Here is a 23,548-nt window from a genome sequence, read left to right as displayed (position 1 = left end):
GTCGGGTATTTAACCTTCAGTGCCATTTTTTATCGTGGCGTTTGTACCTATTATAGGATGCGGCGTGAACGCCTTATCCGACCTGGGGTTCTGTACACTTCCAGGCCTGATAAGACGCGATAAGTGTCGCATCCGGCGACGACTGTTATTCAGCCTTGTTACCTTTGTTTTGCTGCTCAATGGAAGCCAGAATCCCGCGCAGGATATTCAACTCCTGGCTTTCCGGGCGCGCACGGGTAAACAGACGGCGCAATTTATTCATCACCTGCCCCGGATGGTTTTCACGAATAAAGCCGGTTGCCAGCAGCGTTTGCTCCAGATGACCGTAAAAACGCTCAAGATCATCGACCAGCGGATACGGCGTCTCTTCATACTCAACCTGCTCGCCGTTTTCCTGAGTCGCCAGCCAGGCCATGCGCACTTCATACGCAATAACCTGAACCGCCATCGCCAGGTTCAGCGAGCTGTATTCCGGGTTAGCGGCAATCGCGACATGATAATGGCATTTCTGCAACTCTTCATTGGTCAAGCCGACGCGCTCGCGACCAAAAACCAGCGCCACCGGGGTATTTGCCGCTTCAGCAACGCTTTTCAGACCGCATTCGCGCGGGTCGAGCATCGGCCACGGCAGCGTGCGGGAGCGTGCGCTGGTGCCCACCACCAGGCTACAACCGGCTAACGCTTCGTCGAGGGTATCGACAATGTGAGCATTACCAATCACATCGCTGGCCCCCGCCGCCAGCGCGATGGCCTGAGAGTCAGGTTTCACCAGTGGATTAACCAACCACAGATTGGTTAATCCCATTGTTTTCATGGCACGGGCAACAGAACCCATATTGCCGGTGTGTGACGTCTCCACCAGCACAATTCGAATATTTTGCAGCATTGTCTTTCTTCGTCTAAAGATTATTCGCGCATCTTATCATAAAACGAAGACAGATGCCGATCTCGCTGCTATACTCTGCGCCGTTTTCCCGTTCTTTAACATCCAGTGAGAGAGACCGATGCATCCGATGCTGAACATCGCCGTGCGCGCAGCGCGTAAGGCGGGTAATTTAATTGCCAAAAACTATGAAACCCCGGACGCTGTAGAAGCGAGCCAGAAAGGCAGCAACGATTTCGTGACCAACGTAGATAAAGCTGCCGAAGCGGTGATTATCGACACGATTCGTAAATCTTACCCGCAGCACACCATCATCACCGAAGAAAGCGGTGAACTTGAAGGTACTGATCAGGATGTTCAATGGGTTATCGATCCACTGGATGGCACTACCAACTTTATCAAACGTCTGCCGCACTTCGCGGTATCTATCGCTGTTCGTATCAAAGGCCGCACCGAAGTTGCTGTGGTTTACGATCCTATGCGTAACGAACTGTTCACCGCGACTCGCGGTCAGGGCGCACAGTTAAACGGCTATCGTCTGCGCGGCAGCACCGCTCGCGATCTCGACGGTACTATTCTGGCGACCGGTTTCCCTTTCAAAGCGAAACAGTACGCAACCACCTACATCAATATCGTTGGCAAACTGTTTAGCGAATGCGCTGACTTCCGTCGTACCGGTTCTGCGGCGCTGGATCTGGCTTACGTAGCCGCTGGTCGCGTTGACGGTTTCTTCGAAATTGGTCTGCGTCCGTGGGACTTCGCCGCAGGCGAACTGCTGGTTCGTGAAGCAGGCGGTATCGTCAGCGATTTCACCGGTGGTCATAACTACATGCTGACCGGTAACATCGTTGCCGGTAACCCACGCGTAGTAAAAGCCATGCTGTCAAATATGCGTGACGAGTTAAGCGACGCTCTGAAGCGTTAATGACTCTGGCGGGTGATATCACTCACCCGCCCTCGCCTTTCAGGCGCTATTCCGAAATACTTCCTCACCGCTTTACTTTCTTTCGCCGCTCTCCCACCATCTTTCCCCGATTAATGGATTATAAAGAAGTCGCAAGGAAAGGTTATGGCACTGCCAGTGAACAAACGCGTTCTCAAAATTCTGTTTATCCTCTTTGTTGTTGCCTTCTGTATTTATTTAGTACCGCGCGTTGCCATCAACTTCTTCTATTACCCTGACGACAAAATTTACGGTCCCGAACCCTGGTCTGCAGAATCCGTCGAATTTATGGCTAAGGACGGTACTCGTCTGCAAGGCTGGTTTATCCCCTCTTCGACGGGTGCCGCTGACAACGCCATCGCAACCATCATTCATGCTCACGGCAATGCCGGAAACATGTCCGCCCACTGGCCGCTGGTCAGTTGGTTACCCGAGCGCAATTTCAATGTTTTTATGTTTGACTATCGCGGGTTTGGTAAATCAAAAGGCACGCCGTCCCAGGCTGGATTACTGGACGATACGCTAAGCGCCATCAGCGTGGTGCGCCATCGCAGTGATGTAAACCCACAACGGCTGGTGCTGTTCGGGCAGAGTATTGGAGGAGCGAATATTCTTGATGTTATTGGTCAGGGAGGTAGTGAGGGCATACGTGCGGTGATCCTCGACTCCACATTTGCCTCTTATGCGACCATCGCCAACCAGATGATCCCTGGCAGTGGCTACTTACTTGATGAGAGTTATAGCGGCGAAAATTACATCGCCAGCGTCAGCCCGATCCCGCTTTTACTGATTCACGGTAAAGCCGATCACGTTATCCCGTGGCAGCACAGTGAAAAGTTATATGCTCTGGCGAAAGAGCCAAAACGCCTGATTCTGATCCCTGACGGCGAACACATTGATGCCTTTTCCGATCGTCATGGTGATGTTTATCGTGAGCAGATGGTGGATTTTATCCTCAGTGCGTTGAATCCCGAGAATTCCCCCTAAGAATAAAACAGCAATAAATCACATTAAGACATGGTATTAAACTGGTCATATCCGTTTATATCGATAAAAATTCTGTGATGTCTGCCAGCATTTCTGATAATTAGCATTCCATTCCCCATTTCCCTAAGCAAACTTTAGCTATTCTTATCAATTATGCTTATGGGAGATCTACAGATGATGTCTACACTTGCTCCACCATCTGTCCTTTCTGCTCCCCAGCGCCGCTGCCAGATCTTGCTGACACTATTTCAGCCGGGGTTGACCGCCACCACGGCCACTCTCAGCGAGCTTAATGGTGTGGATGATAATATTGCGGTTCGCGATATCAGCGAAACAGGACGGGAAATCCTCCGCTATCACCAGCTCACGCTCACTACTGGTTATGACGGTAGCTACCGGGTTGAAGGTACAGTACTTAACCAACGTTTATGTTTATTTCACTGGCTACGACGCGGTTTTCGTTTATGTCCATCATTCATCACCAGCCGTTTCACCCCAGCCTTAAAGGAAGAACTGAAGCGCCGGGGGATTGCTCGCAACTTTTACGACGATACCAACCTGCAAGCTTTAATTAATCTCTGTGCACGACGGTTGCAAAAATGCTTTGAAGCACGTGATGTTCATTTTCTGTGCCTGTATCTGCAATATTGCCTGCTACAACATCATGCCGGGATCTCGCCACAATTTAACCCGCTGCAACGTCGATGGGCTGAGTCCTGTCTTGAGTTTCAGGTAGCACAGGAAATTGGTCGCCACTGGCAACGGCGGGCACGCCAGCCTGTACCACCAGATGAGCCTTTGTTTATGGCGTTGCTCTTTTCCATGTTGCAAGTTCCCAATCCGCTGCAAGATGCTCATCAGCGCGATCGGCAATTACGTCTGGCCATTGTTCGTTTGGTACAACGTTTTCGTGAGCAGGGAAATGTTCGTTTCTATGATGAACAGGGGTTATGCGATCAGCTTTATACTCATCTCGCTCAGGCATTACGCCGCAGTTTGTTTACCATCGGTATTGATAACACCTTGCCAGAAGAGTTCAGCCGACTTTACCCACGCCTGGTTCGTACAACTCGCGCGGCGCTGGCCGGGTTTGAAAGTGAATACAATGTCCGTTTTTCCGATGAGGAAAGTGGCCTGGTGGCGGTGATTTTCGGCGCATGGCTGATGCAAGCAAATGAAATTAACGAAAAAAAGATTATTTTGCTGACGGGCAATGACAGTGAAAGAGAAGCGAATATTGAGCAGCAATTGCGCGAACTTACACTATTGCCACTCAATATTAAGCATATATCGGTGAAGACATTTTTACGAAATGGCGCCCCGAGAAACACGGTGCTGATTATTACACCTTATACCATCCCTTTACCGCTCTTTTCGCCACCGCTGATTCATACGAATCAGATCCTGACCGTACACCAACAGGAGCAGATCCGTAAAATGCTGGAATAGTCAGCATGAGGGAACCACTTTCGGGCGCAAAAACATTGCCGGAAGCGCCACCAGCACCATCACCCAAAACACGCCATGTCCGAGATATTGATACAGGAAACCGGCGAAGACGGTCATGATAGCGATACTGCCGCCCATCGCGACGGCAGAATAAACCGCCTGTAAACGGATAACCTCGCTTCCCTGACGAGCAGCAATGTAGCGCATGGCGGCCAGGTGGCACACAGTAAAGGTGCCGCAATGCAGAATTTGCACCACTATCAACCACGCTAGCTCAGTGGTTGCCCCCATAATGCCCCAACGTACTACCCCGCAAATCGCCGAGATCAACAACATATCGCGGGCGCTACAGCGACGAAAAAGTTTGTTACTCAGCGCAAAGATAATGACTTCCGCCACTACACCAAGCGACCATAAATAGCCCACCGCCGAAGCCGAGTAACCCGCAGCCTGCCAGTATATGGCGCTAAACCCGTAATATGCCGCGTGCGCCCCCTGCAATAGACAAACGCAGGCCAGAAAGCGCCAGTTCTGGCGAACCAGCGCCAGCCAGGCCGGCCACCCCGTGCTCTCTTGCTGGCGGCTCTCCCCTTGCGGTTGAATGGTCGGGCGAATCAGAAAACCAAGTAGCATGGATGCCACGCCCAACGTCAACAGCGCGAGGATCACCCGATAATCAAACACGCTGACCAGTTTGCCCGTCAGCGCCGAACCAATGACAAACGCCACTGAGCCCCAAAGTCGCACTTTGCCGTAATCAAGCGGGAACTGCTTTTGCCAGGTATTCGCCAGCGCGTCAGTTAACGGCACCAGCGGTGAGAAAAAGAGGTTAAAACCAACCATCACAAGCATCAGCCATGCCACATGCGCGCCAGCCCAGAAGGCGATGGCGAACAGCAGTGTCAACAACGCCAGTACACGAAGTGCAGAAATCAGGCGAGAAGGATCGCTGACGCGGGGCGCAATTATCAAACTGCCGAGAAAACGGGCAACCAGCCCTGCCCCCAACAACAGGCCGATAGTTTCTGGCGTTAAGCCAATCCCCTTAAGCCAGACGCTCCAGAAAGGTAGAAAAATACCGTAGCTAAAAAAGTATGTGAAATAACCGAGCGCCAGCCAGCGCGTGGATTGCAAAACCATGAGTCCCTCCCGTCAGGAGGCGTTAGTCTGAAGTTAATCGAATGTTGTTGCAAGTTGAAAAATAAGAAAATCAGGGCCACTTCCAGTACACCATTCTGGAAAAAATTATCGTTAATACCACTAACAAAATATCACCTACAGAAAATGTGCTGGATGTTGACCTGGATAATTACCAAATTTCTCATCTGCTGAGGCGTGGCGAGGTGCGAGTGTGTGTATTACGTTTAAATCACATTATCTTGCAAAGGGATTGGTTATGAACACACTACGTTATTTTGATTTTGGCGCAGCCCGCCCCGTGTTGTTATTAATTGCTCGTATTGCCGTCATCTTAATTTTCATTATTTTTGGTTTTCCCAAAATGATGGGCTTTGACGGTACGGTACAATATATGGCCTCGCTGGGTGCGCCGATGCCGATGCTGGCAGCCATTATTGCGGTAGTTATGGAAGTCCCCGCTGCGATATTAATCGTGCTTGGCTTTTTCACCCGTCCGCTGGCGGTGCTGTTTATTTTCTACACTCTGGGTACTGCGGTGATTGGTCACCATTACTGGGATATGTCCGGGGATGCAGTCGGGCCAAATATGATTAATTTCTGGAAGAATGTCAGTATTGCTGGCGCATTCCTGCTGCTGGCAATTACCGGGCCGGGGGCGATTTCTCTCGATCGACGTTAGGAAAGACGCCGGATGCGGCCTACAGATCCAACACCGATTGTAGGCCTGATAAGACGCGATAAGCGTCGCATCAGGCATGGTGCTCCGATTGCTACAAAATTGAAATTACTCGCATCCGGCATTCTATAAATTACAGCAACTCAACCCGCAACGACATCTCTGAGGTTGTTGACTCCCCCGGCGCAAGTGCAATGAGGTCACCACCTTCCGGGCGATGATGGTCATCCGGCGCATGGCTCATCGGTTCCAGACAGAAGAAATCAAACGCATATCCTTTATCAAACGCGGGGTCGGAGACAAAGATGAAATAGCACGGCGCAGGCGGCGTCGCTTCCATAGTGATGGCATAACCCTCCTGCGGCTGCTCAATGCGTGCCTGACCATTCCAGCCGGCAAAACCATTATTCACCCACTGGCGCGGCAGCGGCGCGAGCTGGTTGAAATCCAGTTCTGGCGGTAACTGCTCGCAAAACTCACCCGCCAGCCACTGCTCCCGCTCCAGCCAATAACCGCTCGCCAGTGCCTGAATCCGCGTTTGCGGCGACAACGGAAAATAAGGATGCCAGCCCGTACCAAACGGCAAAGATTCTGCCCCTTGATTGGTGACAGAGAGCGTGACCGTCAGCGTATCCGCCGTCAAATGAAACGCCTGACTTGCCCGATAGTGATAAACACCACTGCGATGTTCATACACCAGGCACAAGCTATCATCACTGCGCGTTACACATTGCCACTCGCCCAGCCAGCCATCGCCGTGCAGATAATGCGCATCCCACTCAACATTCGGTTGCAGTTGATACTCTCGCTCCTGCCAGACAAAACGGTTACCGCTCACCCGGTTTGCAAACGGCACCAGCGGAAAACAGGAGGCATCGGTTGCCACACCGCTTTTTTTACCGGGACGTAGCAGTGGCGTCGTATCGCGCCAGAAACCTTCTATGACACCGCCCTGGTCAGAAACGTCCAGCTTTAGCGCCCCGTGAGATAAGGTATAGATGGTCATTCGCTAACTCCTTAATCCGGGAAGTTAATCACAACTTTCCCGCATTTGCCGCTTGCCATCAGCGCATAAGCATCACCGGCCTGTTCCAGTGAGAAGCGGTGGGTAATGGCGTTACGCGGCCACAGTTTCCAGTCGGTCAAATCGTGGGCGCATTTTTCCATATGGAATAAACTGGTCACCCAGGAGCCAATAATCCGCCGTTGATGATGCATCAGATCGGCGCTGACCTCGAACTCCACTTTTCCGGTTTCTCCGATGTAAACCACGCGCCCCCAGTCGGCGGTGGATTGCAATGCCAGTAAGCGACCTGCGGCATTACCGGAACAATCGAGCGCAACATCTGCGCCGCCGTGGGTGAGTTCGGCGATTATCTGCGGCAGACCTTCGGTGGTTGCTAAATAACCGTGATCCATCACGCCTAACTGTTTCGCCATAGCCAGACGTTCCGGCAGCATATCAACGCCGATGATCCGTTTCGCACCGCGACCTTTCGCCAGCATCATCGCCATCATGCCGACCGGCCCCAGACCGACCACCAGCACGTTATCGCTGCCTGAGACTTCGCCGCGCAAAATCCCTTCATACGCCGTGCCAACGCCGCAACTGATAAACGCACCATCTTCGTAGCTCAGCGCATCCGGCAGGAGGATCAGATCTTTTTCTTCCGCCAGCAAGTATTCGGCATGACCGCCGTCACGCTGCCAGCCGTAAGCCGCTTTTCCTTCGCCAGTACAAGAGATAGGAAAACCGCGACGGCAGTTCGGGCAAAAACCACAGCCAGAAATGTGATACACCAGCACGCGGTCGCCCTCTTTAAAATGGCGGCAACCCTGCCCCATCGCCACAATCTGCCCGCACGGTTCATGACCGTTGATAAATCCCTGGTATAACGGTTTATCGGGCGCCGCCGCCGTGGCGCGGTGTTGATGATAGATATAGTGGACATCGCTTCCGCAAATCCCGGAGGATTTCATTTTGATCAATACCTGGTTAATCCCCGGCGTCGGCATCGCAACTTCCCGCAGATCAACGGTCGAATTTCCTGGTAAATAAGCTGCCAGCATCGTTTTCATAAGTCCCTCATTAACAATACGATTAATTTTCATCCCTGCCGCACCCGCGCCAGGGGCGTTAAGGTTTAGCGTTTCGCTTTAGTGCTTCGCTGGGTCAGCAAGATATTCGCCAGGACCGCCACCACGATGATGACGCCGCGCACCACCTGCTGGAAAAAGGAGTTAATCCCGAGCAACACCAGACCGTTACCGATTAGCGTAATCACCAGTACGCCAAGCAACGTACCGAACAGCGAGCCACGACCGCCGGAAAGCGCCGTACCGCCGACCACGACCGCAGCAATGACATCAAACTCCAGCCCGTTTGCGGCACCTGCGTTACCGGAACCGAGACGAGCAGCCAGCAAAATCCCGGTGACTGCTGCTAATACTCCCGAAAGAGTAAAGATAAGAATGCGCACCCGACGAACGTTAATACCGCACAACTGCGCCGCCGTGGCATTACCGCCAACAGCAAACACCGAACGCCCAAAAGCGGTTTTGCGGCTGATAAACACAAACAGCGCAAACAACACCATCATGATCAGCGCGGATACCGGCACGCCGAGAAATTGCCCGCCCAGCCAGTCCAGCACCTCGTTTTCATCAATGGGCACTGGCAGGGCGTTCGTCATAAACAAGCCCATCCCGCGCAGGGCACTCCACAACCCCAGAGTGGCCACGAAACTTGGCACGTTAAACACACCGCGCAGCACCCCGGCCAGCGTTCCCATCAGCGCGCCTAACAGCAACACCAGTAGACACGCCACCGCCAGCGGAACTTCAAATTGCAGCAAAAATGCCAGGCACACCGAGACAAAAGCCACCATCGGTCCAACGCTGACATCAATTTCACCGGAGATAATAATCAGCGCCATCGCCCAGGCGGCGATCCCAATAGTGGCGGCATCGCGCAGCACGTTCATCTGGTTATTCAATGAGATAAAGCCAGGCGCGTTCAGAGAGAAGACCAGATAAAGAATGGCGATCACCACCAGCAAACCGATCTCATTAATATGGCGACTGACAAATTGTTTGAGCGAGACGCTCTTGCCCTGCGGCAATGGTAATGACGAAGCAGACATCTTCAGGTTCCTCGGTAAAATTCATCAGTGCACAGACAGAATGGCGGACATCAGCTCATCCACATTGACCGGCGAGTGAAACTCCTGCGAGAACGTACCGTGCTGTAATAACAGGATGCGGTCACACACCAGCGGCAACTCCTCCACTTCACTGGAGATAAACACCACGCTTTTTCCTTCGGCAGCCAGCTCGCGGACAATACGGTAAATCTGCTGTTTGGCTTCGATATCGACGCCGCGCGTTGGCTCGTCGAGCAACAAAATCTGGCTGGCGGCATAAACCCAACGACCGATCACCACTTTTTGCTGATTGCCGCCAGAAAGCGTGCCAATAGGCGTTTCGCTACTGGCGGCCTTGACCGTCATCCGCTGCATCACCTCTTCGGTCAGGCGGCGGATGGTGGACCATTGCAGCACGCCGTTGGCGCTGATTTTTTGCCGATTGGTCAGCACTGTATTTTCGTCAACGCCCAGCCAGGGAATGATCCCCGCTTCTTTGCGATTTTCTGGGGTATAGCCAATCCCGCGTTTCAGCATGTCGCCGTAATCGGGGCGGCGATTTTCTCGCCGTTGATAACAATCTCACCCTGCTCATACGCTTCCAGCCCAACAATCGCTTTCAGCAATTCACTACGCCCTGCACCCAGCAGGCCAGCAATGCCAAGCACTTCGCCACGACGCAGGGAAAAACTGATCTCCGTAAGTTTGGGTCTGTGGCGTAACGCGCGGACTTCCAGCACGGCCTGCTCTGCAATGTCCTGAGCGACAACCGGCGCAATATCAACGTGATCGCGCCCGAGCATCAGCGACACAATATGACGCGTGGAGGTATTTTCGAGCATCACATCACCCGCCACCTGACCATCGCGCATGACGGTGGCGCAGGAAGCGATACGGCGGATTTCTTCCATCCGGTGGCTGACATAAATCACCGCTACGCCAAGTGCCGACATCTTTTTCACTGCGCTTATCACCAGTTCAACTTCCGCACTGGCAAGCGAACTGGTGGGTTCATCAAGAATGACCACGCGCGGCTCGCCCTTCATCACCCGCGCAATTTCCACCAGTTGCTTTTGCGCCGGACTTAGCGTTGAAACAAGTTGTTCAGGGCTAACATCAACACCCAGCGCCTGTAAGCAACGTTGGGCATCCTGCGCCATTTGCAGGTAATCAATCATGCCGTTGCGGCGGGGCCACTGACCGAGGCAGAGGTTTTCCGCCACCGTCAGCCCTTCCACCAGACTTAATTCCTGATAAACCGCACGAACCCCCAGTTCAGCGGCACGGCGAGTCAGCGTAGCTTCGTCACCTTCCAGTCGCGTCTCGCCAATCCAGATATCACCGCTGTCCGGACGTTCGCTGCCGGTAAGCATTCGAATGAGGGTCGATTTGCCCGCGCCGTTTTTGCCTAACAGCGCGCGAACTTCGCCTTTATTGAGCGTGAAGTTAACGTTATCCAACGCAACGACGCCGGGGTAACGCTTATTTCCTGCCACCACTTTTGCTACCGGGACTGCCTCTGTTGCCGTGAACATAGGAACCTCTGCGAATCAGCTATTAGGGCAGACCATCAACGTGCGTTGCCAGCCACTGTTTACCGTCTTCCGTTTTGGTATAGAGATCGATAGGCACCTGAATCACTTTGTCACCGTCGGCTTGTTTATTGATAACCTTCAATGTTTGCGCAAAAACAGCATTGCCCATTTTCTTACCGGAAATATCCACCACCGCTTTCAGCACCTGGTTGTTTTCCAGTTCCTGAGCAATTTCAGTCGTCATATCCGAACCGAAAACAGCAATTTTTCCGGCCTGATTTTGATTGCGTACCGCTTTTACCGCGCCGAGTGTCGCACCGCCAGATTCCCCCATAATGGCGTTGAGATCCGGCGTGGAGATAATCAGTTTTTCACCAACGGAAATCGCTTTATCTAAAACAGTCCCTTCCTGATTAGCGACAATTTGCGCACCGGGAACGCGAGCTTTTAATATTTCTTCAAATCCTTTTCGACGCTGCACACAAACTTCAAAGGCTTCGCAATTGATAACGGCAATTTTCGGTTGAGCAATTTTGTTGGCAATAAAATAATCGGCAGCAGCGTTACCCAGTTTTTTACCAAATTCTAGCGGATCGCCGACCAGATACGCCGAGACATATTTATCGACGCCCTTCTGATTAATACAGGTGTTGTAGCAAATCACCGGAATACCCGCTTCACTGGCGCGACGAACGGTGCGGCTGCTGCCATTTTCAGAAACAGCAGATAAAATAATGGCATCGACATTACGCGCCACGAGCGTATCAACAAAAGTACTTTCTTTCGAAATATCGCCCTGCGCGTTAGTTTCTATTAACTGAACCTGTACTGAGGAATCTTTTGCCGCATCCTGAACACCCTGACGCACACCGGCATAATATCCCTGAGTATCAAGATATATTGCGCCAATGGTCATTTCTTTTTCCGCAGCCCTGGCAAATAGTGCGCTACCTAATAGCGTAGCCATTAATAATAGATTACGGGTTATTCTGCTTTTTTTAGGCATAGTGCCTCCTGTAGGGTTTTTATTAACAACGGCTTATTCTAATTATTTAGTGATGAGCGGCAGTGCGTGCCGCTCAAAGATTACAGTTAATAGGGTTTAGTGAACGTAGTTAAAAATAAAAGGCATCACGGTGGTGAATAATGCTGCTTTCGGCCAGGCCGGATTAATCGCCGTCAATTCAGCGCGAGCAGATTCATATTGCGCAATCTCCCCTAATCCCGCTGCCGCCAGCATCGCCACCATCAGGCATTTTTCTTTATGCTGCTGTTGTAAATCGCCATACAGCGACAACAAGTCGGGTTGCGAGACGGCAAAGAAATCCGCTTCGATACTGGTTTTCGCCATCTCTTGTGCCCACTGTTTCATTTCAGTGAACAGTTGTTGTGCGGTTTGTTGTTCGCCCAGCAATCGCAGCGCCATCCCTTGCCAGAAGAGATAATCAACTGGCTGATCGTTGTAATAACTGTGGATGTTGATGGTGCGATCGCCGGTCGCCGCCAGGCGTAAACAACGCGTCGCCTCAGCTTCATCACCCTGCGCTTTGGCGCATACTGCCTGCCAGAACCAGATGTCATTATCAGTCTGCCCCGGTAAACGGCCTTCGCTCAAATTCTCCGGGTAATGCAGCGCGGCATGAAGCAGTTCGCTGGCCTGCTGCGGCTGTCTGGCATCAAGATGGTGCCAGGCACGTAACAACTGATTGAGGATAAACTGGCTGGTGACCTTCCCTTCTCCGCCTTCCCACGGGTGGAATTTGCGCGTGGCGAGAATATCTGCCGCTTTGTTTGCCTGACCGGTGAGATGCCACAAATTGAGCAGTTCTGCGGTCATGTCGTCGCGTTTCAGGGCAATTGCCAGATTATTTTCCAGACGCGCCAGTCGTTTCTCCGGTGCAGCCCCGGTTAACTTATCCAGCAAATCCCGTTCGAAAAGCAGACGAGCATCCTGCGGCGCAAGTTGATAAGCATTATCAAGATAACGGGCAGCCAGTTCATAATCATGCTGTTTATTCCACGCATGGATCGCCAACCCGCGCCAGCCATCGGCAAACTCCGGCGTCATCTCTACGCAACGTTGCCATAACGCTATCGCTTTGCCATAACTGCGCTTGTTGTAGTGGAAACAGGCCAGTAAATGACGGGCGAACCAGCACTCTTCAATACTCTCCAGTGCCGCGACTTCTTCCAGCGTATTCGGGAAACGAACAAACTGCGGGAACACGTCAATGGCTTTCGCAATCAATTCGCCGCGCTCAGCTTTCGGCAACAAACTGGCTTGCAGATAAAGCGGCAGCGTTCGCTGGCAGTCCAGTGCGTTCAGCATCTCTGCCGCCAGGGCGGGCATTCCCCAGTTAATCAGTTGCCCGGCGGTCATCAGGGCGTTAACGTCACGCCCCTGACACAGACCACGCCACTGCGTGAGGGCTGACTCGGTACGACCATCGAACCAGTTCAGCCACCACAGGGGGGCGTTCAGCGGATAATCGCGCAGCAGTTTCTCGCGCTGCAAACGCGCGTTGTCCTGACGACCGCTTAACACCAGCAGCAGATTATGCAGGCACAGCACTTGCTGATTGGTTGGGCAGGCGCGCAGACTTTGTTGGCAAAAATCCAGACCAGCGTCGAAGTTACCATTACGCGCCGCCAGCCGTGCCAGACCATAATAGCCGCCTGCTTTACTGTTACCGCTCCAGACCGAACGCCAGAAATCTTCTTCAGCTTGTTGATATTGCCCCTGACGTTCATACGCACTGGCGCGAATCAAACTTGCCTGTCCGCACTGCGGGTTTTTGTTCAGCGCATGTGCGCGTTTCAGCGCCTGACTGGCATACGCCACCGCTTGCGGGAAATCGGCACGGTTATATTCCAGCATCGCCAGCGCCAGGTTACAGCGATAATCCAGCGGATCCAACGCCACGCCGCGCAGGTAGTAATCGAACGGTGAACGGCTGGCATGATGGTATTGCTCCAGATGCTGACCGATAAACCAGGCTTCATCTGTACTGGTAATGTCTTGCGCTGCCAGTGGCGCTTTGGCGACGTCCGGCAGCGGCAACTCTTGCGGCTGATGTTCCTGATAACTCAGAACAATATTGCCGTCAGCATCGGAAAGTTCGATGGTCAATCTGTCCGGCTCAATACCGTGCAACACGCCCTGGATGGCGGTCGCTGGCGTCAGGGCCACGGCATCGTTAAGTAACGCTTCGCGCTTGCCGATTTCGCGGATCGCCAGACGGTATCCGTTCAACGGGGAGATAGCATACAGCCCCCACTCAATCCCCCGCTCGCTACGCTGTAATTTAATCACCGCATCGCGGGAGGCGTTTTGCACCATGCCCAGAGAATGGTAAGGCAGGAAATACTGCTCGAAACGCTTCTCTTCGTAAGCATCAAGCCAGGTAAAATCGGGCTGGTTATCAGCAAAAATGCCGGTCATCAGCTCGATATACGGGCCGTTATTGTCGGTCAGGCTCTTATCCCACGCCTGGCCAAATTCACTGTGTCCCCAGCTCCACTGTTTTTTACCCGGCGCAATGTGGTGGTTGGCAACGTGTAATAAACCGCCATCTTCATCGTGACACCACGCGCCAACAAAATCGTACTGCGATTTTTCGGCCATATATGAGGTAGGAACAGGCACGTTTTTATAACGCGAAATGTCCACGCCGGCGGAGTAGTCCACTTTGTAATAGGTGCCGGTGGCGATGGGGAAAGCGGAAACTGCGCGTTTGCCGTGATCAAACACCGCAGTCACATCGGGCGGAAAAACGCTCTGATGCCCTTCCCCACCTTTCACTGCCGGGTTGGCCCACCATAAAAAATGACGCGGCGTGGCGTTGCCGTTATAGACGCGGCTGGCAATCTCCAGTGCGGCACGGTCAGGGCGCAGCGTGAAGCCTGTCATCACCTGTAGACCGTGCATCGGCTCCGTCTCACCAACCCACACGGTCTGTGCACCGTCTTCATGGGCTTCAATGGTGAAATCGACGGGCATAAAGGTGGTCGGGCGATGGTGTTGCGGCCAGTTAAACTCAATCCCGCCGGAGATCCACGGCCCCAGCAGCCCGACCAGCGCCGGTTTAATGACTTCATTGTGATAGACAAAATCGCGCTGTTTCACTTTATCCCACGCGCGATGCACCCGACCGCCCAGCTCCGGCAGGATCATCACTTTGATGTAGTCGTTTTCCAGCCACACCGCCTGCCAGGATTTCAGGGTTTTCTGCTCATTCAGCGTATCGGTCACGCCGTAGGGATAAACCGCGCCGGACGATCCCTGATAAACGCGATTTTCCAGGAACATGGGATGTATATCCTGCGGCCCGGTTTCATAGGTAGGGATCTCAACGCGCTCTTGCCACACTTTTACTGGAGTCATGGTGCCCTCAATATTAACAAGACATACTGAATTAAAAGATTTGTGGCAGTGTATTGAACAATCTGGCAATGTTTTCGCGGAATAATCACGCAATTAACTAAACAAGGTTTAGTGAAGATGAGAGCCTGCATAAACAATCAACAGATCCGCCACCATAACAAATGCGTGATTCTGGAACTGCTGTACCGGCAAAAACGTGCCAATAAATCGACGCTCGCCCGGCTGGCACAAATTTCGATTCCGGCGGTCAGTAACATTTTGCAGGAGCTGGGAAACGAAAAACGGGTGGTGAATATCGACGATGAAAGCCAGACACGCGGGCATAGCAGCGGCACATGGCTGATTGCGCCGGAGGGCGACTGGACGCTGTGCCTGAACGTTACGCCCACCAGCATTGAGTGTCAGGTCGCCAATGCCTGTCTAAGTCCGAAAGGCGAATTTGAGTATTTACAGATTGATGCACCGACGCCGCAGGCGCTGCTGTCCGAAATCGAAAAATGCTGGCATCGCCACCGTAAATTGTGGCCGAACCGTACCATCAACCTGGCGCTGGCAATCCACGGTCAGGTTGATCCGGTGACCGGCGTGTCGCAAACCATGCCGCAAGCGCCGTGGACAACGCCAGTTGAGGTGAAGTATCTGCTGGAAGAGAAGCTGGGCATTCGGGTGATGGTCGATAATGACTGCGTAATGCTGGCGCTGGCGGAGAAATGGCAAAATAATTCACAGGGACGGGATTTCTGCGTGATCAACGTTGATTACGGCATTGGCTCGTCGTTCGTGATTAACGAGCAAATTTATCGCGGCAGTTTGTATGGTAGCGGACAGATTGGTCACACCATCGTTAATCCGGATGGCGTCGCCTGCGACTGCGGACGTTACGGCTGCCTGGAAACCGTCGCCTCGTTAAGCGCATTAAAAAAGCAGGCGCGGGTATGGCTAAAATCACAACCTGGCAATACTCAGCTTGATCCTGAAAAACTGACTACCGCGCAATTAATCGCTGCATGGCAGAGTGGAGAACCGTGGATCACCAGTTGGGTTGACCGCAGTGCCAACGCCATTGGTTTGAGTCTGTATAACTTCCTCAACATCCTTAATATTAATCAGATTTGGTTGTATGGTCGCAGTTGCGCCTTTGGCGAGAACTGGCTTAATACCATAATTCGCCAGACGGGATTTAACCCGTTCGACCGCGACGAAGGACCGAGCGTAAAAGCGACGCAAATTGGCTTTGGGCAATTAAGCCGCTCACAACAGGTGCTGGGGATAGGCTATTTGTATGTTGAAGCACAGTTACGCCAGATTTGATGGTGTGATAAGGTAAAAAGGCTTCCCGGAGGAAGCCTTTTTTCAACAGATTAACCGTTTCGCTTATGCGTAAACCGGGTAACGTGCGCAGATGTCGAGAACTTTACCTTTGATGCGCTCGATAACCGCTTCATCATTGATGCTGTCCAGCACGTCACACATCCAGCCAGCCAGTTCTTTCGCTTCAGCTTCTTTGAAGCCGCGACGCGTAATCGCCGGAGTACCCACGCGAATACCGGAAGTCACAAACGGGCTCTTCGGATCGTTCGGTACGCTGTTTTTGTTCACAGTGATATTGGCACGACCCAGAGCGGCGTCTGCTTCTTTACCGGTCAGGTTTTTATCAACCAGATCAACCAGGAACAGGTGGTTATCAGTACCGCCAGAAACCACTTTGTAACCACGCTCCAGGAACACTTCTACCATCGCTTTGGCGTTTTTCGCGACCTGCTGCTGGTAAATTTTAAACTCTGGCTCCATCGCTTCTTTCAGCGCAACCGCTTTACCGGCGATTACGTGCATCAACGGACCGCCCTGACCACCAGGGAAAACGGCAGAGTTCAGTTTTTTGTACAGCTCTTCGCTACCACCTTTCGCCAGGATCAGACCGCCGCGCGGACCCGCCAGGGTTTTGTGAGTGGTGGTAGTGACAACGTGCGCATGAGGAACCGGGTTCGGGTAGACGCCAGCGGCAACCAGACCCGCAACGTGCGCCATATCAACGAACAGGTAAGCACCGATGCTGTCAGCGATTTCACGCATTTTCGCCCAGTCAACCACACCGGAATAAGCAGAGAAGCCACCGATAATCATTTTCGGCTTGTGTTCTTTGGCTTGTTTTTCCAGATCTGCGTAGTCGATATGACCGGTAGCATCAATACCGTAAGGAACGATGTTGTACAGTTTACCGGAGAAGTTAACCGGAGAACCGTGAGTCAGGTGACCGCCATGCGCCAGGTTCATACCCAGAACGGTATCACCTGGTTCCAGCAGCGCGGTGTAGACCGCAAAGTTAGCCTGGGAGCCGGAGTGCGGCTGGACGTTAGCGTAGTCAGCGCCGAACAGTTCTTTCGCGCGATCGATCGCCAGTTGTTCGACGATATCAACATACTCGCAACCGCCGTAGTAGCGTTTGCCCGGATAACCTTCAGCATATTTATTGGTCAGCTGAGAACCCTGCGCCTGCATTACGCGCGGGCTGGTGTAGTTTTCGGAGGCGATCAGTTCGATGTGCTCTTCCTGACGTACTTTTTCCTGCTCCATAGCCTGCCACAGTTCGGCATCATAATCGGCAATGTTCATTTCACGCTTTAACATCCGCATCTCCTGACTCAGCTAACAATAAAATTTTTGGCCTTTATAGGCGGTCCTGATGGACAACGGCGAACAGTATAACCGAATCATTCTGCGATAACAGGTCTTGACAAAGGAATTTACGCAAACGATTACCTTCAGGCTGTGCAAGGCTTTGGAGAATAAAGAGCTTGCAACCGGAAACGGATTTCTTTTCAGGTTTGTGATGCAAATTTTTCACTTCATCACATTCTTGATGAAAAACACCAAAGAACCATTTACATTGCAGGGCTATTTTTTATAAGATGCATTTGAGATACATCAATTAAGATGCAAAAAAAAGGAAGACCATATGCTTGACGCTCAAACCATCGCTACAGTAAAAGCCACCATCCCTTTACTGGTGGAAACGGGGCCAAAATTAACCGCCCATTTCTACGACCGTATGTTTACTCATAACCCAGAACTCAAAGAAATTTTTAACATGAGTAACCAGCGTAATGGCGATCAACGTGAAGCCCTGTTTAACGCTATTGCCGCCTACGCCAGTAATATTGAAAACCTGCCTGCGCTGCTGCCAGCGGTAGAAAAAATCGCGCAGAAACACACCAGTTTCCAGATCAAACCGGAGCAGTACAACATCGTTGGCGAACACCTGTTGGCGACGCTGGACGAAATGTTCAGCCCGGGTCAGGAAGTGCTGGACGCGTGGGGGAAAGCCTATGGCGTGCTGGCAAATGTATTTATCAATCGCGAGGCAGAAATCTATAACGAAAACGCCAGCAAAGCCGGTGGCTGGGAAGGTACTCGCGATTTCCGCATTGTGGCTAAAACACCGCGCAGTGCGCTTATCACCAGCTTCGAACTGGAACCAGTCGACGGTGGCGCAGTGGCAGAATACCGTCCGGGGCAATATCTCGGTGTCTGGCTGAAACCGGAAGGTTTCCCGCATCAGGAAATTCGTCAGTACTCTTTGACCCGTAAACCTGATGGCAAAGGCTATCGTATTGCGGTGAAACGCGAAGACGGCGGACAGGTTTCTAACTGGCTGCACAATCACGCCAATGTTGGCGATGTCGTGAAGCTGGTGGCTCCGGCGGGTGATTTCTTTATGGATGTGACAAATGACACACCGGTAACCTTAATCTCTGCTGGTGTCGGTCAGACGCCAATGCTGGCTATGCTCGATACGCTGGCAAAAGCAGGCCATAGCGCCCAGGTGAACTGGTTCCATGCAGCAGAAAATGGCGATGTTCACGCCTTTGCTGATGAAGTTAAGGAACTGGGGCAAGCACTGCCGCGCTTTACTGCGCATACCTGGTATCGTCAGCCGAGCGAGGCCGATCGCGCGAAAGGTCAGTTTGATAGTGAAGGTCTGATGGATTTGAGCAAACTGGAAGGTGCGTTCAGCGATCCGGCCATGCAGTTCTATCTCTGCGGTCCGGTGGGCTTCATGCAGTTTGCCGCGAAACAGTTAGTGGATCTGGGCGTGAAGCAGGAAAACATTCATTACGAATGCTTTGGCCCGCATAAGGTGCTGTGATTTGATATTGCCGGATGGAGACATCCGGCAACCCTGACGCGGTTTAAATTGCCGCGTCGTCCTCTTCACCGGTACGGATACGAATGACCCGTGCCACGTCAAAGACGAAGATTTTACCGTCACCGATTTTGCCGGTTTGCGCCGTGCGAATAATGGTATCGACACAGGTATCGACAATGTCGTCCGGTACGACAATCTCAATTTTCACCTTCGGCAGAAAATCCACCATATACTCCGCGCCGCGATACAGCTCGGTATGGCCTTTCTGGCGGCCAAAACCTTTCACCTCGGTGACCGTCATGCCGGTAATGCCGACTTCAGCCAGTGCTTCGCGGACATCGTCCAGCTTGAAGGGTTTAATAATCGCATCAATCTTTTTCATGCTATTCCTTGAAAAGGTCGCCTGTCTTCTGATCTGCTAAACGTAACACATTACGCCAATTCATTCCTTGAAATCGTTTGCATCCAGCTCGTGTCGGGAAAGCAGTTTATAAAATTCTGTCCGGTTGCGCCCCGCCATTCTCGCCGCATGGGTGACGTTACCTTTAGTGATTTGCAGAAGCTTGCGCAAGTAATTGAGTTCAAACTGATTACGCGCCTCAACAAAGGTTGGCAACGCGGTGTTTTCGCCCTCCAGCGCCTGCTCCACCAGCGCATCACTAATTACCGGGGAGGAGGTCAGCGCCACGCACTGTTCAATCACGTTGACCAACTGGCGAACATTACCTGGCCAGGTGGCGGTCATCAGGCGTTTCATTGCATCGGTGGAGAACGCGCGAACAAAGGGTTTATGTCGCTCTGCTGCCTGGCGCAACAAGTGATTTGCCAGCAGTGGAATATCTTCCGTGCGCTCCGCCAGTGCCGGAATTTTCAGGCTGACAACGTTGAGGCGGTAATAAAGATCTTCGCGAAACTCCCCGCGCGCCATCGCTTTTGGCAGGTCGCGGTGAGTGGCAGAGATAATCCGCACGTCGATATCAATATCGCGGTTGCTGCCCAGCGGGCGCACTTTACGCTCCTGCAACACGCGCAGCAGTTTGACCTGCAACGGTGCGGGCATATCGCCAATCTCATCGAGAAATAGCGTACCGCCTTCCGCCGCCTGGAATAAACCTTCGCGATTGCTGACAGCGCCAGTAAACGCACCTCGCGCATGACCAAACAGTTCTGACTCCAGCAACTGCTCGGGCAATGCGCCACAGTTAATAGCAATAAATGGTTTGCTGTTGCGCGGGCTTGCGTTGTGGATAGCCTGGGCGAAAATCTCTTTCCCGGTGCCGCTCTGGCCGTTAATCAGCACGCTAACATCTGATTGCGCCACCAGTCGCGCCTGTTCCAGCAAACGCAACATCAGTGGACTGCGGGTAACAATCGCCTCACTCCAGCGTTCGTCTGTGGCTGGCGCGGATTGCTCCAGCGCATCGTCAATTGCCTGATACAACGCGTCTTTATCAACAGGTTTGGTGAGGAAACTGAACACGCCCTGCTGTGTCGCTGCAACGGCATCAGGAATGGAACCATGCGCGGTAAGAATGATTACTGGCATACCCGGCTGCACTTTCTGGATTTCAGCAAACAGCTGCATACCGTCCATTTCATCCATTCGCAGGTCGCTGATGACTAAATCTACTTTTTCGCGATTCAGTACCCGTAATCCTTCTGCACCACTTTCTGCCGTGACCACACTGTAGCCTTCGCTGGTCAAACGCAGGCCAAGTAATTTCAGCAATCCAGGATCATCATCCACCAATAATAAATGCGCAGGTTTATGGCTCATCAGGGGTGACCTCACTGGTAGATGATGCGGGCGTTTCGCTCTCGTGTGGCGCGTCCGGGACGAAATTTCCAGCCGGTTTGCGGGTCGAGAGCTGACGTTCAATATCGGTCAGATTTTCCAGCTTGCGGGTGGTGAGTTCCAGTTGTTGCTGTAGAACGTGATGCTGCTGGCGCAAGGTATCCAGTTCGCTGTCGCTGGACTGCTGGAGTTTACTGTAGCGTTGGCGCTCTTGTGCCAGTTGCAATTGTAACGCCTGATCGTCGCGCCAGAGTTGATACAGCGGTCGAACCTGCGCCGGGATCTCAGTACTTAACGCGTCTATGCGCGCGACCATCTGGCGACGCTCATACGGCGTAATTTTAGCGTCGGCGAGCAAAATCCCCTGTTTAAAGGTATTTTGCCAGCTGCCGTCGCCATACTTACGGGCTTGCTGGCGCGACTGCGCTGGCATTAAACGGTTGGCACAATCCATCGCCCGTAGCCAGTAAAGCGGATTAGTTTCGGTTGATTTACCTTGCAGCGCCCAGATGTCGCTACATTCGGTAGAAAGATAGTCAGCCAGTTGATAAACCGGAATTTTTTCTTGTGCAGACGTATCTATGGCAGGCTTATCGTGACTCTGCACACAACCCAGCAACGCCAGACAAGGCAACCCTGCCAGCCACAGCCGTCGGGGCAATAATCGTTGAAAAATGTGTCGCATATTCACCAGACTTAGAGCCTATCCCAGTGGGCGTAATTGTTGCAGGCAGTTTGGACACGGACAGCGCGGAGAAACCGGAGCGTACACATAGTACGTGATGATTTCGAGCACTGCCCGGAGCCAAACTGGCAAATAAAATAGCCTGATGGGATAGGCTCTTAACATTATTTTGTGTTTTTCGACGACGGTAATTCAATGCGGAAACAAACGTCTTGCCCGCTTTCGTCGACCAGATACAGTTCCCCCTGCATACGGCGAATACAATCCCTGGCAATGCTTAATCCCAGACCACTGCCCTTCACCGCCCCTTTTCGCTGGTGGCTTCCCTGAAAAAAGGGTTCGAAGATCATGGCGCGTTCTTCTTGCGGAATGGGCGTGCCTGTATTGATGACATCAATATAAACCCGCGCACCATGTAAACTGCTGCGAAGGCAAATGTTACCGGATTCAGCCCCGTAGTGCACCGCATTGGAGTAAAGATTATCCAGCACGCTCATCAGCAGCATTGGCTCCGCCAGGCAAGCTGTTGCTTTGAGATCGACGTCGGTATGCATCATTTTAGCCCGTGCTGGCAAGCTATGAGCGGAAACCACCATCTCCACCAACGGTGCCAGCTCTACGTTCTCCAGTTCCACCGCGCCGTCCGCCTGTTTACGGTTGTAATCAAGCAGTTGTTCGATCAGTTTTTGCAAATTGCGGCTACTGCTATCAAGAATGCTCACCACCTCTTTTTGCTCTGGCGTAAGCGGCCCGACAACCTGGTCAGCCAGTAATTCCGTGCCTTCGCGCATACTCGCCAGCGGCGTTTTTAATTCATGAGATAAATGACGTAAGAACTGGTGCCGCTGGGATTCCAGCCATGACAGGCGCTCGCTTAACCAAAGAATACGCTGCCCAACCGAACGTAACTCACTCGGGCCACTGAACGAAACGCTATTGCCCAGAGAACGCCCTTCCCCCAGACGGTTGATCATCCGTTCAATATTTTTCACCGGACCGATAATCATCCGCGTGAAAAGCAGCACCATCACCAGGCTCACCAGAAATAGCACCAGCGACTGCCAGCCAAAATATTGCCCACGTTCGGCGATTTCGCGTTGTAACTGCTGCCCGCGAGAGAACACCACAGCGCGAGTGGCTTGAACCATTTCGGTATTGGCATTGGCGAAGGCTTCCAGACGTGCGGCGGCAGCGGTATCGGGACCGCTGTTGTTACACTGAAGTTGAGCCAGATTGTTCAAATCCTGACGCAATGCCTGATAGAGTTTATCGTCCGGCAACACGCCTGCGTGGGCATCAAGCATTTCACTGTAACGCTTGCGCTGGCTTTGATACACCTTCGCCAAAGTGGGATCATCCAGCACACAATACTGACGGTAGCTACGCTCCATCTCCAGCGCCGCGTTGGTCATCGCTTCACTGCGCCGGGCATCGATAAGCGTCGTGCGATTGACCAGCGCCGCCTGATCGCTAAGTGCATTCAGGCTTTGCCAGGCTTGCCATGCCAGCACCAGCAAAGGGAGCAAAATGAGCAAGAATGCCAGCATTACCAGCTGTCGTAATGAGCGGGGAAAAACGGGCCAGCGTTTCAAGGTGTTACTCTCGTCAGACGCGAATAGACTGATGCTAACCGAGGGGACGTTCAGATACAACAAAGCCGGGAATTACCCGGCTTTGTTGTGGAATAAGGCGGTGCCTAACTCGACGTTTCGCCCGATGGTTGATATAGCTAAGCTGATATCAGAAGTTGGACGGCAGGCACCTTGTTGTGCGTCATTCTA

The 23,548-nt window shown here is 52.4% G+C and carries 18 protein-coding genes and 1 pseudogene; 6 read left to right on the top strand and 13 right to left on the bottom strand.

Annotated elements, in window-relative coordinates; translation table 11 throughout:
• Window positions 1-145: 145 nt before the first annotated feature.
• The gene (trmJ, locus tag BEG40_RS07360; protein WP_000940022.1) at window positions 146-886 is read right to left on the bottom strand and encodes a tRNA (cytosine(32)/uridine(32)-2'-O)-methyltransferase TrmJ; all 741 of its coding nucleotides are present in this window, start codon (window positions 884-886) and stop codon (window positions 146-148) included.
• Window positions 887-1,004: 118 nt separating this feature from the next.
• Between trmJ and suhB the strand changes: the two genes are divergently transcribed.
• The 3 genes from suhB to csiE all read left to right on the top strand — a co-directional run bounded on the left by suhB (window position 1,005) and on the right by csiE (window position 4,262).
• Complete coding sequence (suhB, locus tag BEG40_RS07355) at window positions 1,005-1,808, top strand: inositol-1-monophosphatase (RefSeq protein WP_000553455.1); 804 nt, start codon at window positions 1,005-1,007, stop codon at window positions 1,806-1,808.
• 144 nt (window positions 1,809-1,952) lie between these two features.
• A complete protein-coding gene (locus BEG40_RS07350; RefSeq protein WP_105285154.1) occupies window positions 1,953-2,813 on the top strand; it encodes an alpha/beta hydrolase in 861 nt (286 codons plus the stop codon).
• A gap of 174 nt (window positions 2,814-2,987) precedes the next feature.
• Window positions 2,988-4,262 carry a stationary phase inducible protein CsiE gene (csiE, locus tag BEG40_RS07345; RefSeq protein ID WP_000987935.1) on the top strand — a complete coding sequence of 425 codons (1,275 nt, stop codon included), beginning with the start codon at window positions 2,988-2,990 and terminating at the stop codon, window positions 4,260-4,262.
• On the opposite strand, the gene BEG40_RS07340 is transcribed toward csiE, so the two are convergent.
• Window positions 4,263-5,402 carry a 3-phenylpropionate MFS transporter gene (locus tag BEG40_RS07340; protein WP_105285153.1) on the bottom strand — a complete coding sequence of 380 codons (1,140 nt, stop codon included), beginning with the start codon at window positions 5,400-5,402 and terminating at the stop codon, window positions 4,263-4,265.
• Window positions 5,403-5,658: 256 nt separating this feature from the next.
• On the opposite strand from BEG40_RS07340, the gene BEG40_RS07335 reads away from it, so the two are divergent.
• Window positions 5,659-6,081, top strand: a complete 423-nt coding sequence (locus BEG40_RS07335) for a DoxX family protein (RefSeq protein WP_001094719.1) — start codon at window positions 5,659-5,661, stop codon at window positions 6,079-6,081.
• 130 nt (window positions 6,082-6,211) lie between these two features.
• Here the strand turns inward: BEG40_RS07335 and BEG40_RS07330 are convergent, their stop codons facing one another.
• From BEG40_RS07330 to BEG40_RS07305, 6 genes and pseudogenes are all read right to left on the bottom strand, one after another.
• Window positions 6,212-7,084: an aldose 1-epimerase gene (locus tag BEG40_RS07330; protein WP_000158493.1), complete on the bottom strand. Its 873-nt coding sequence runs from the start codon at window positions 7,082-7,084 to the stop codon at window positions 6,212-6,214.
• A gap of 11 nt (window positions 7,085-7,095) precedes the next feature.
• Window positions 7,096-8,190, bottom strand: a complete 1,095-nt coding sequence (locus BEG40_RS07325) for a zinc-dependent alcohol dehydrogenase family protein (RefSeq protein WP_024191155.1) — start codon at window positions 8,188-8,190, stop codon at window positions 7,096-7,098.
• Window positions 8,191-8,222: 32 nt separating this feature from the next.
• Window positions 8,223-9,221, bottom strand: a complete 999-nt coding sequence (locus BEG40_RS07320; RefSeq protein WP_105285152.1) for an ABC transporter permease — start codon at window positions 9,219-9,221, stop codon at window positions 8,223-8,225.
• A 24-nt stretch (window positions 9,222-9,245) separates the two neighbouring features.
• Window positions 9,246-10,756 (bottom strand): annotated as a pseudogene (locus tag BEG40_RS07315) (sugar ABC transporter ATP-binding protein).
• Between the two features lie 22 nt (window positions 10,757-10,778).
• Window positions 10,779-11,762 carry a substrate-binding domain-containing protein gene (locus BEG40_RS07310; protein ID WP_001124983.1) on the bottom strand — a complete coding sequence of 328 codons (984 nt, stop codon included), beginning with the start codon at window positions 11,760-11,762 and terminating at the stop codon, window positions 10,779-10,781.
• Window positions 11,763-11,858: 96 nt separating this feature from the next.
• Window positions 11,859-15,140, bottom strand: a complete 3,282-nt coding sequence (locus BEG40_RS07305) for a DUF5107 domain-containing protein (RefSeq protein WP_105285151.1) — start codon at window positions 15,138-15,140, stop codon at window positions 11,859-11,861.
• A gap of 117 nt (window positions 15,141-15,257) precedes the next feature.
• On the opposite strand from BEG40_RS07305, the gene BEG40_RS07300 reads away from it, so the two are divergent.
• Window positions 15,258-16,451: an ROK family protein gene (locus tag BEG40_RS07300; RefSeq protein ID WP_105285150.1), complete on the top strand. Its 1,194-nt coding sequence runs from the start codon at window positions 15,258-15,260 to the stop codon at window positions 16,449-16,451.
• A gap of 63 nt (window positions 16,452-16,514) precedes the next feature.
• On the opposite strand, the gene glyA is transcribed toward BEG40_RS07300, so the two are convergent.
• On the bottom strand, window positions 16,515-17,768 hold the full coding sequence (gene glyA / locus BEG40_RS07295; protein ID WP_000919151.1) for a serine hydroxymethyltransferase: 1,254 nt from the start codon (window positions 17,766-17,768) through the stop codon (window positions 16,515-16,517).
• Window positions 17,769-18,096: 328 nt separating this feature from the next.
• On the opposite strand from glyA, the gene hmpA reads away from it, so the two are divergent.
• The gene (gene hmpA / locus BEG40_RS07290) at window positions 18,097-19,287 is read left to right on the top strand and encodes an NO-inducible flavohemoprotein (RefSeq protein WP_105285149.1); all 1,191 of its coding nucleotides are present in this window, start codon (window positions 18,097-18,099) and stop codon (window positions 19,285-19,287) included.
• 43 nt (window positions 19,288-19,330) lie between these two features.
• Here hmpA and glnB read toward each other — a convergent pair whose 3' ends face one another.
• The 4 genes from glnB to qseE all read right to left on the bottom strand — a co-directional run bounded on the left by glnB (window position 19,331) and on the right by qseE (window position 23,359).
• Window positions 19,331-19,669 carry a nitrogen regulatory protein P-II gene (gene glnB, locus BEG40_RS07285; RefSeq protein WP_000717694.1) on the bottom strand — a complete coding sequence of 113 codons (339 nt, stop codon included), beginning with the start codon at window positions 19,667-19,669 and terminating at the stop codon, window positions 19,331-19,333.
• Between the two features lie 60 nt (window positions 19,670-19,729).
• The gene (glrR, locus tag BEG40_RS07280; protein ID WP_000018523.1) at window positions 19,730-21,064 is read right to left on the bottom strand and encodes a two-component system response regulator GlrR; all 1,335 of its coding nucleotides are present in this window, start codon (window positions 21,062-21,064) and stop codon (window positions 19,730-19,732) included.
• The gene (gene qseG / locus BEG40_RS07275) at window positions 21,054-21,767 is read right to left on the bottom strand and encodes a two-component system QseEF-associated lipoprotein QseG (protein WP_016158798.1); all 714 of its coding nucleotides are present in this window, start codon (window positions 21,765-21,767) and stop codon (window positions 21,054-21,056) included. The genes glrR and qseG overlap by 11 nt, the downstream gene beginning before the upstream one ends.
• Window positions 21,768-21,931: 164 nt before the next feature.
• Entirely contained in the window at window positions 21,932-23,359 is a 1,428-nt protein-coding gene (qseE, locus tag BEG40_RS07270) for a two component system sensor histidine kinase QseE/GlrK (protein WP_105285148.1), read from the bottom strand.
• Window positions 23,360-23,548 lie beyond the last annotated feature (189 nt).

This window comes from Escherichia sp. MOD1-EC5495, assembly GCF_002965965.1.
GTDB classification, from domain to species: Bacteria; Pseudomonadota; Gammaproteobacteria; order Enterobacterales; family Enterobacteriaceae; genus Escherichia; species Escherichia ruysiae.
The sequence above is the reverse complement of the archived record's forward strand: the minus strand, read 5'-3'. Positions and strand labels throughout refer to the sequence as shown.

Bases quoted from the DNA above. Each gene is read 5' to 3' on its own strand.
- trmJ (WP_000940022.1), bottom strand. From the start codon at position 886: ATGCTGCAAAATATTCGAATTGTGCTGGTGGAGACGTCACACACCGGC.
- suhB (WP_000553455.1), top strand. From the start codon at position 1,005: ATGCATCCGATGCTGAACATCGCCGTGCGCGCAGCGCGTAAGGCGGGT.
- BEG40_RS07350 (WP_105285154.1), top strand. From the start codon at position 1,953: ATGGCACTGCCAGTGAACAAACGCGTTCTCAAAATTCTGTTTATCCTC.
- csiE (WP_000987935.1), top strand. From the start codon at position 2,988: ATGATGTCTACACTTGCTCCACCATCTGTCCTTTCTGCTCCCCAGCGC.
- BEG40_RS07340 (WP_105285153.1), bottom strand. From the start codon at position 5,402: ATGGTTTTGCAATCCACGCGCTGGCTGGCGCTCGGTTATTTCACATAC.
- BEG40_RS07335 (WP_001094719.1), top strand. From the start codon at position 5,659: ATGAACACACTACGTTATTTTGATTTTGGCGCAGCCCGCCCCGTGTTG.
- BEG40_RS07330 (WP_000158493.1), bottom strand. From the start codon at position 7,084: ATGACCATCTATACCTTATCTCACGGGGCGCTAAAGCTGGACGTTTCT.
- BEG40_RS07325 (WP_024191155.1), bottom strand. From the start codon at position 8,190: ATGAAAATTAATCGTATTGTTAATGAGGGACTTATGAAAACGATGCTG.
- BEG40_RS07320 (WP_105285152.1), bottom strand. From the start codon at position 9,221: ATGTCTGCTTCGTCATTACCATTGCCGCAGGGCAAGAGCGTCTCGCTC.
- BEG40_RS07310 (WP_001124983.1), bottom strand. From the start codon at position 11,762: ATGCCTAAAAAAAGCAGAATAACCCGTAATCTATTATTAATGGCTACG.
- BEG40_RS07305 (WP_105285151.1), bottom strand. From the start codon at position 15,140: ATGACTCCAGTAAAAGTGTGGCAAGAGCGCGTTGAGATCCCTACCTAT.
- BEG40_RS07300 (WP_105285150.1), top strand. From the start codon at position 15,258: ATGAGAGCCTGCATAAACAATCAACAGATCCGCCACCATAACAAATGC.
- glyA (WP_000919151.1), bottom strand. From the start codon at position 17,768: ATGTTAAAGCGTGAAATGAACATTGCCGATTATGATGCCGAACTGTGG.
- hmpA (WP_105285149.1), top strand. From the start codon at position 18,097: ATGCTTGACGCTCAAACCATCGCTACAGTAAAAGCCACCATCCCTTTA.
- glnB (WP_000717694.1), bottom strand. From the start codon at position 19,669: ATGAAAAAGATTGATGCGATTATTAAACCCTTCAAGCTGGACGATGTC.
- glrR (WP_000018523.1), bottom strand. From the start codon at position 21,064: ATGAGCCATAAACCTGCGCATTTATTATTGGTGGATGATGATCCTGGA.
- qseG (WP_016158798.1), bottom strand. From the start codon at position 21,767: ATGCGACACATTTTTCAACGATTATTGCCCCGACGGCTGTGGCTGGCA.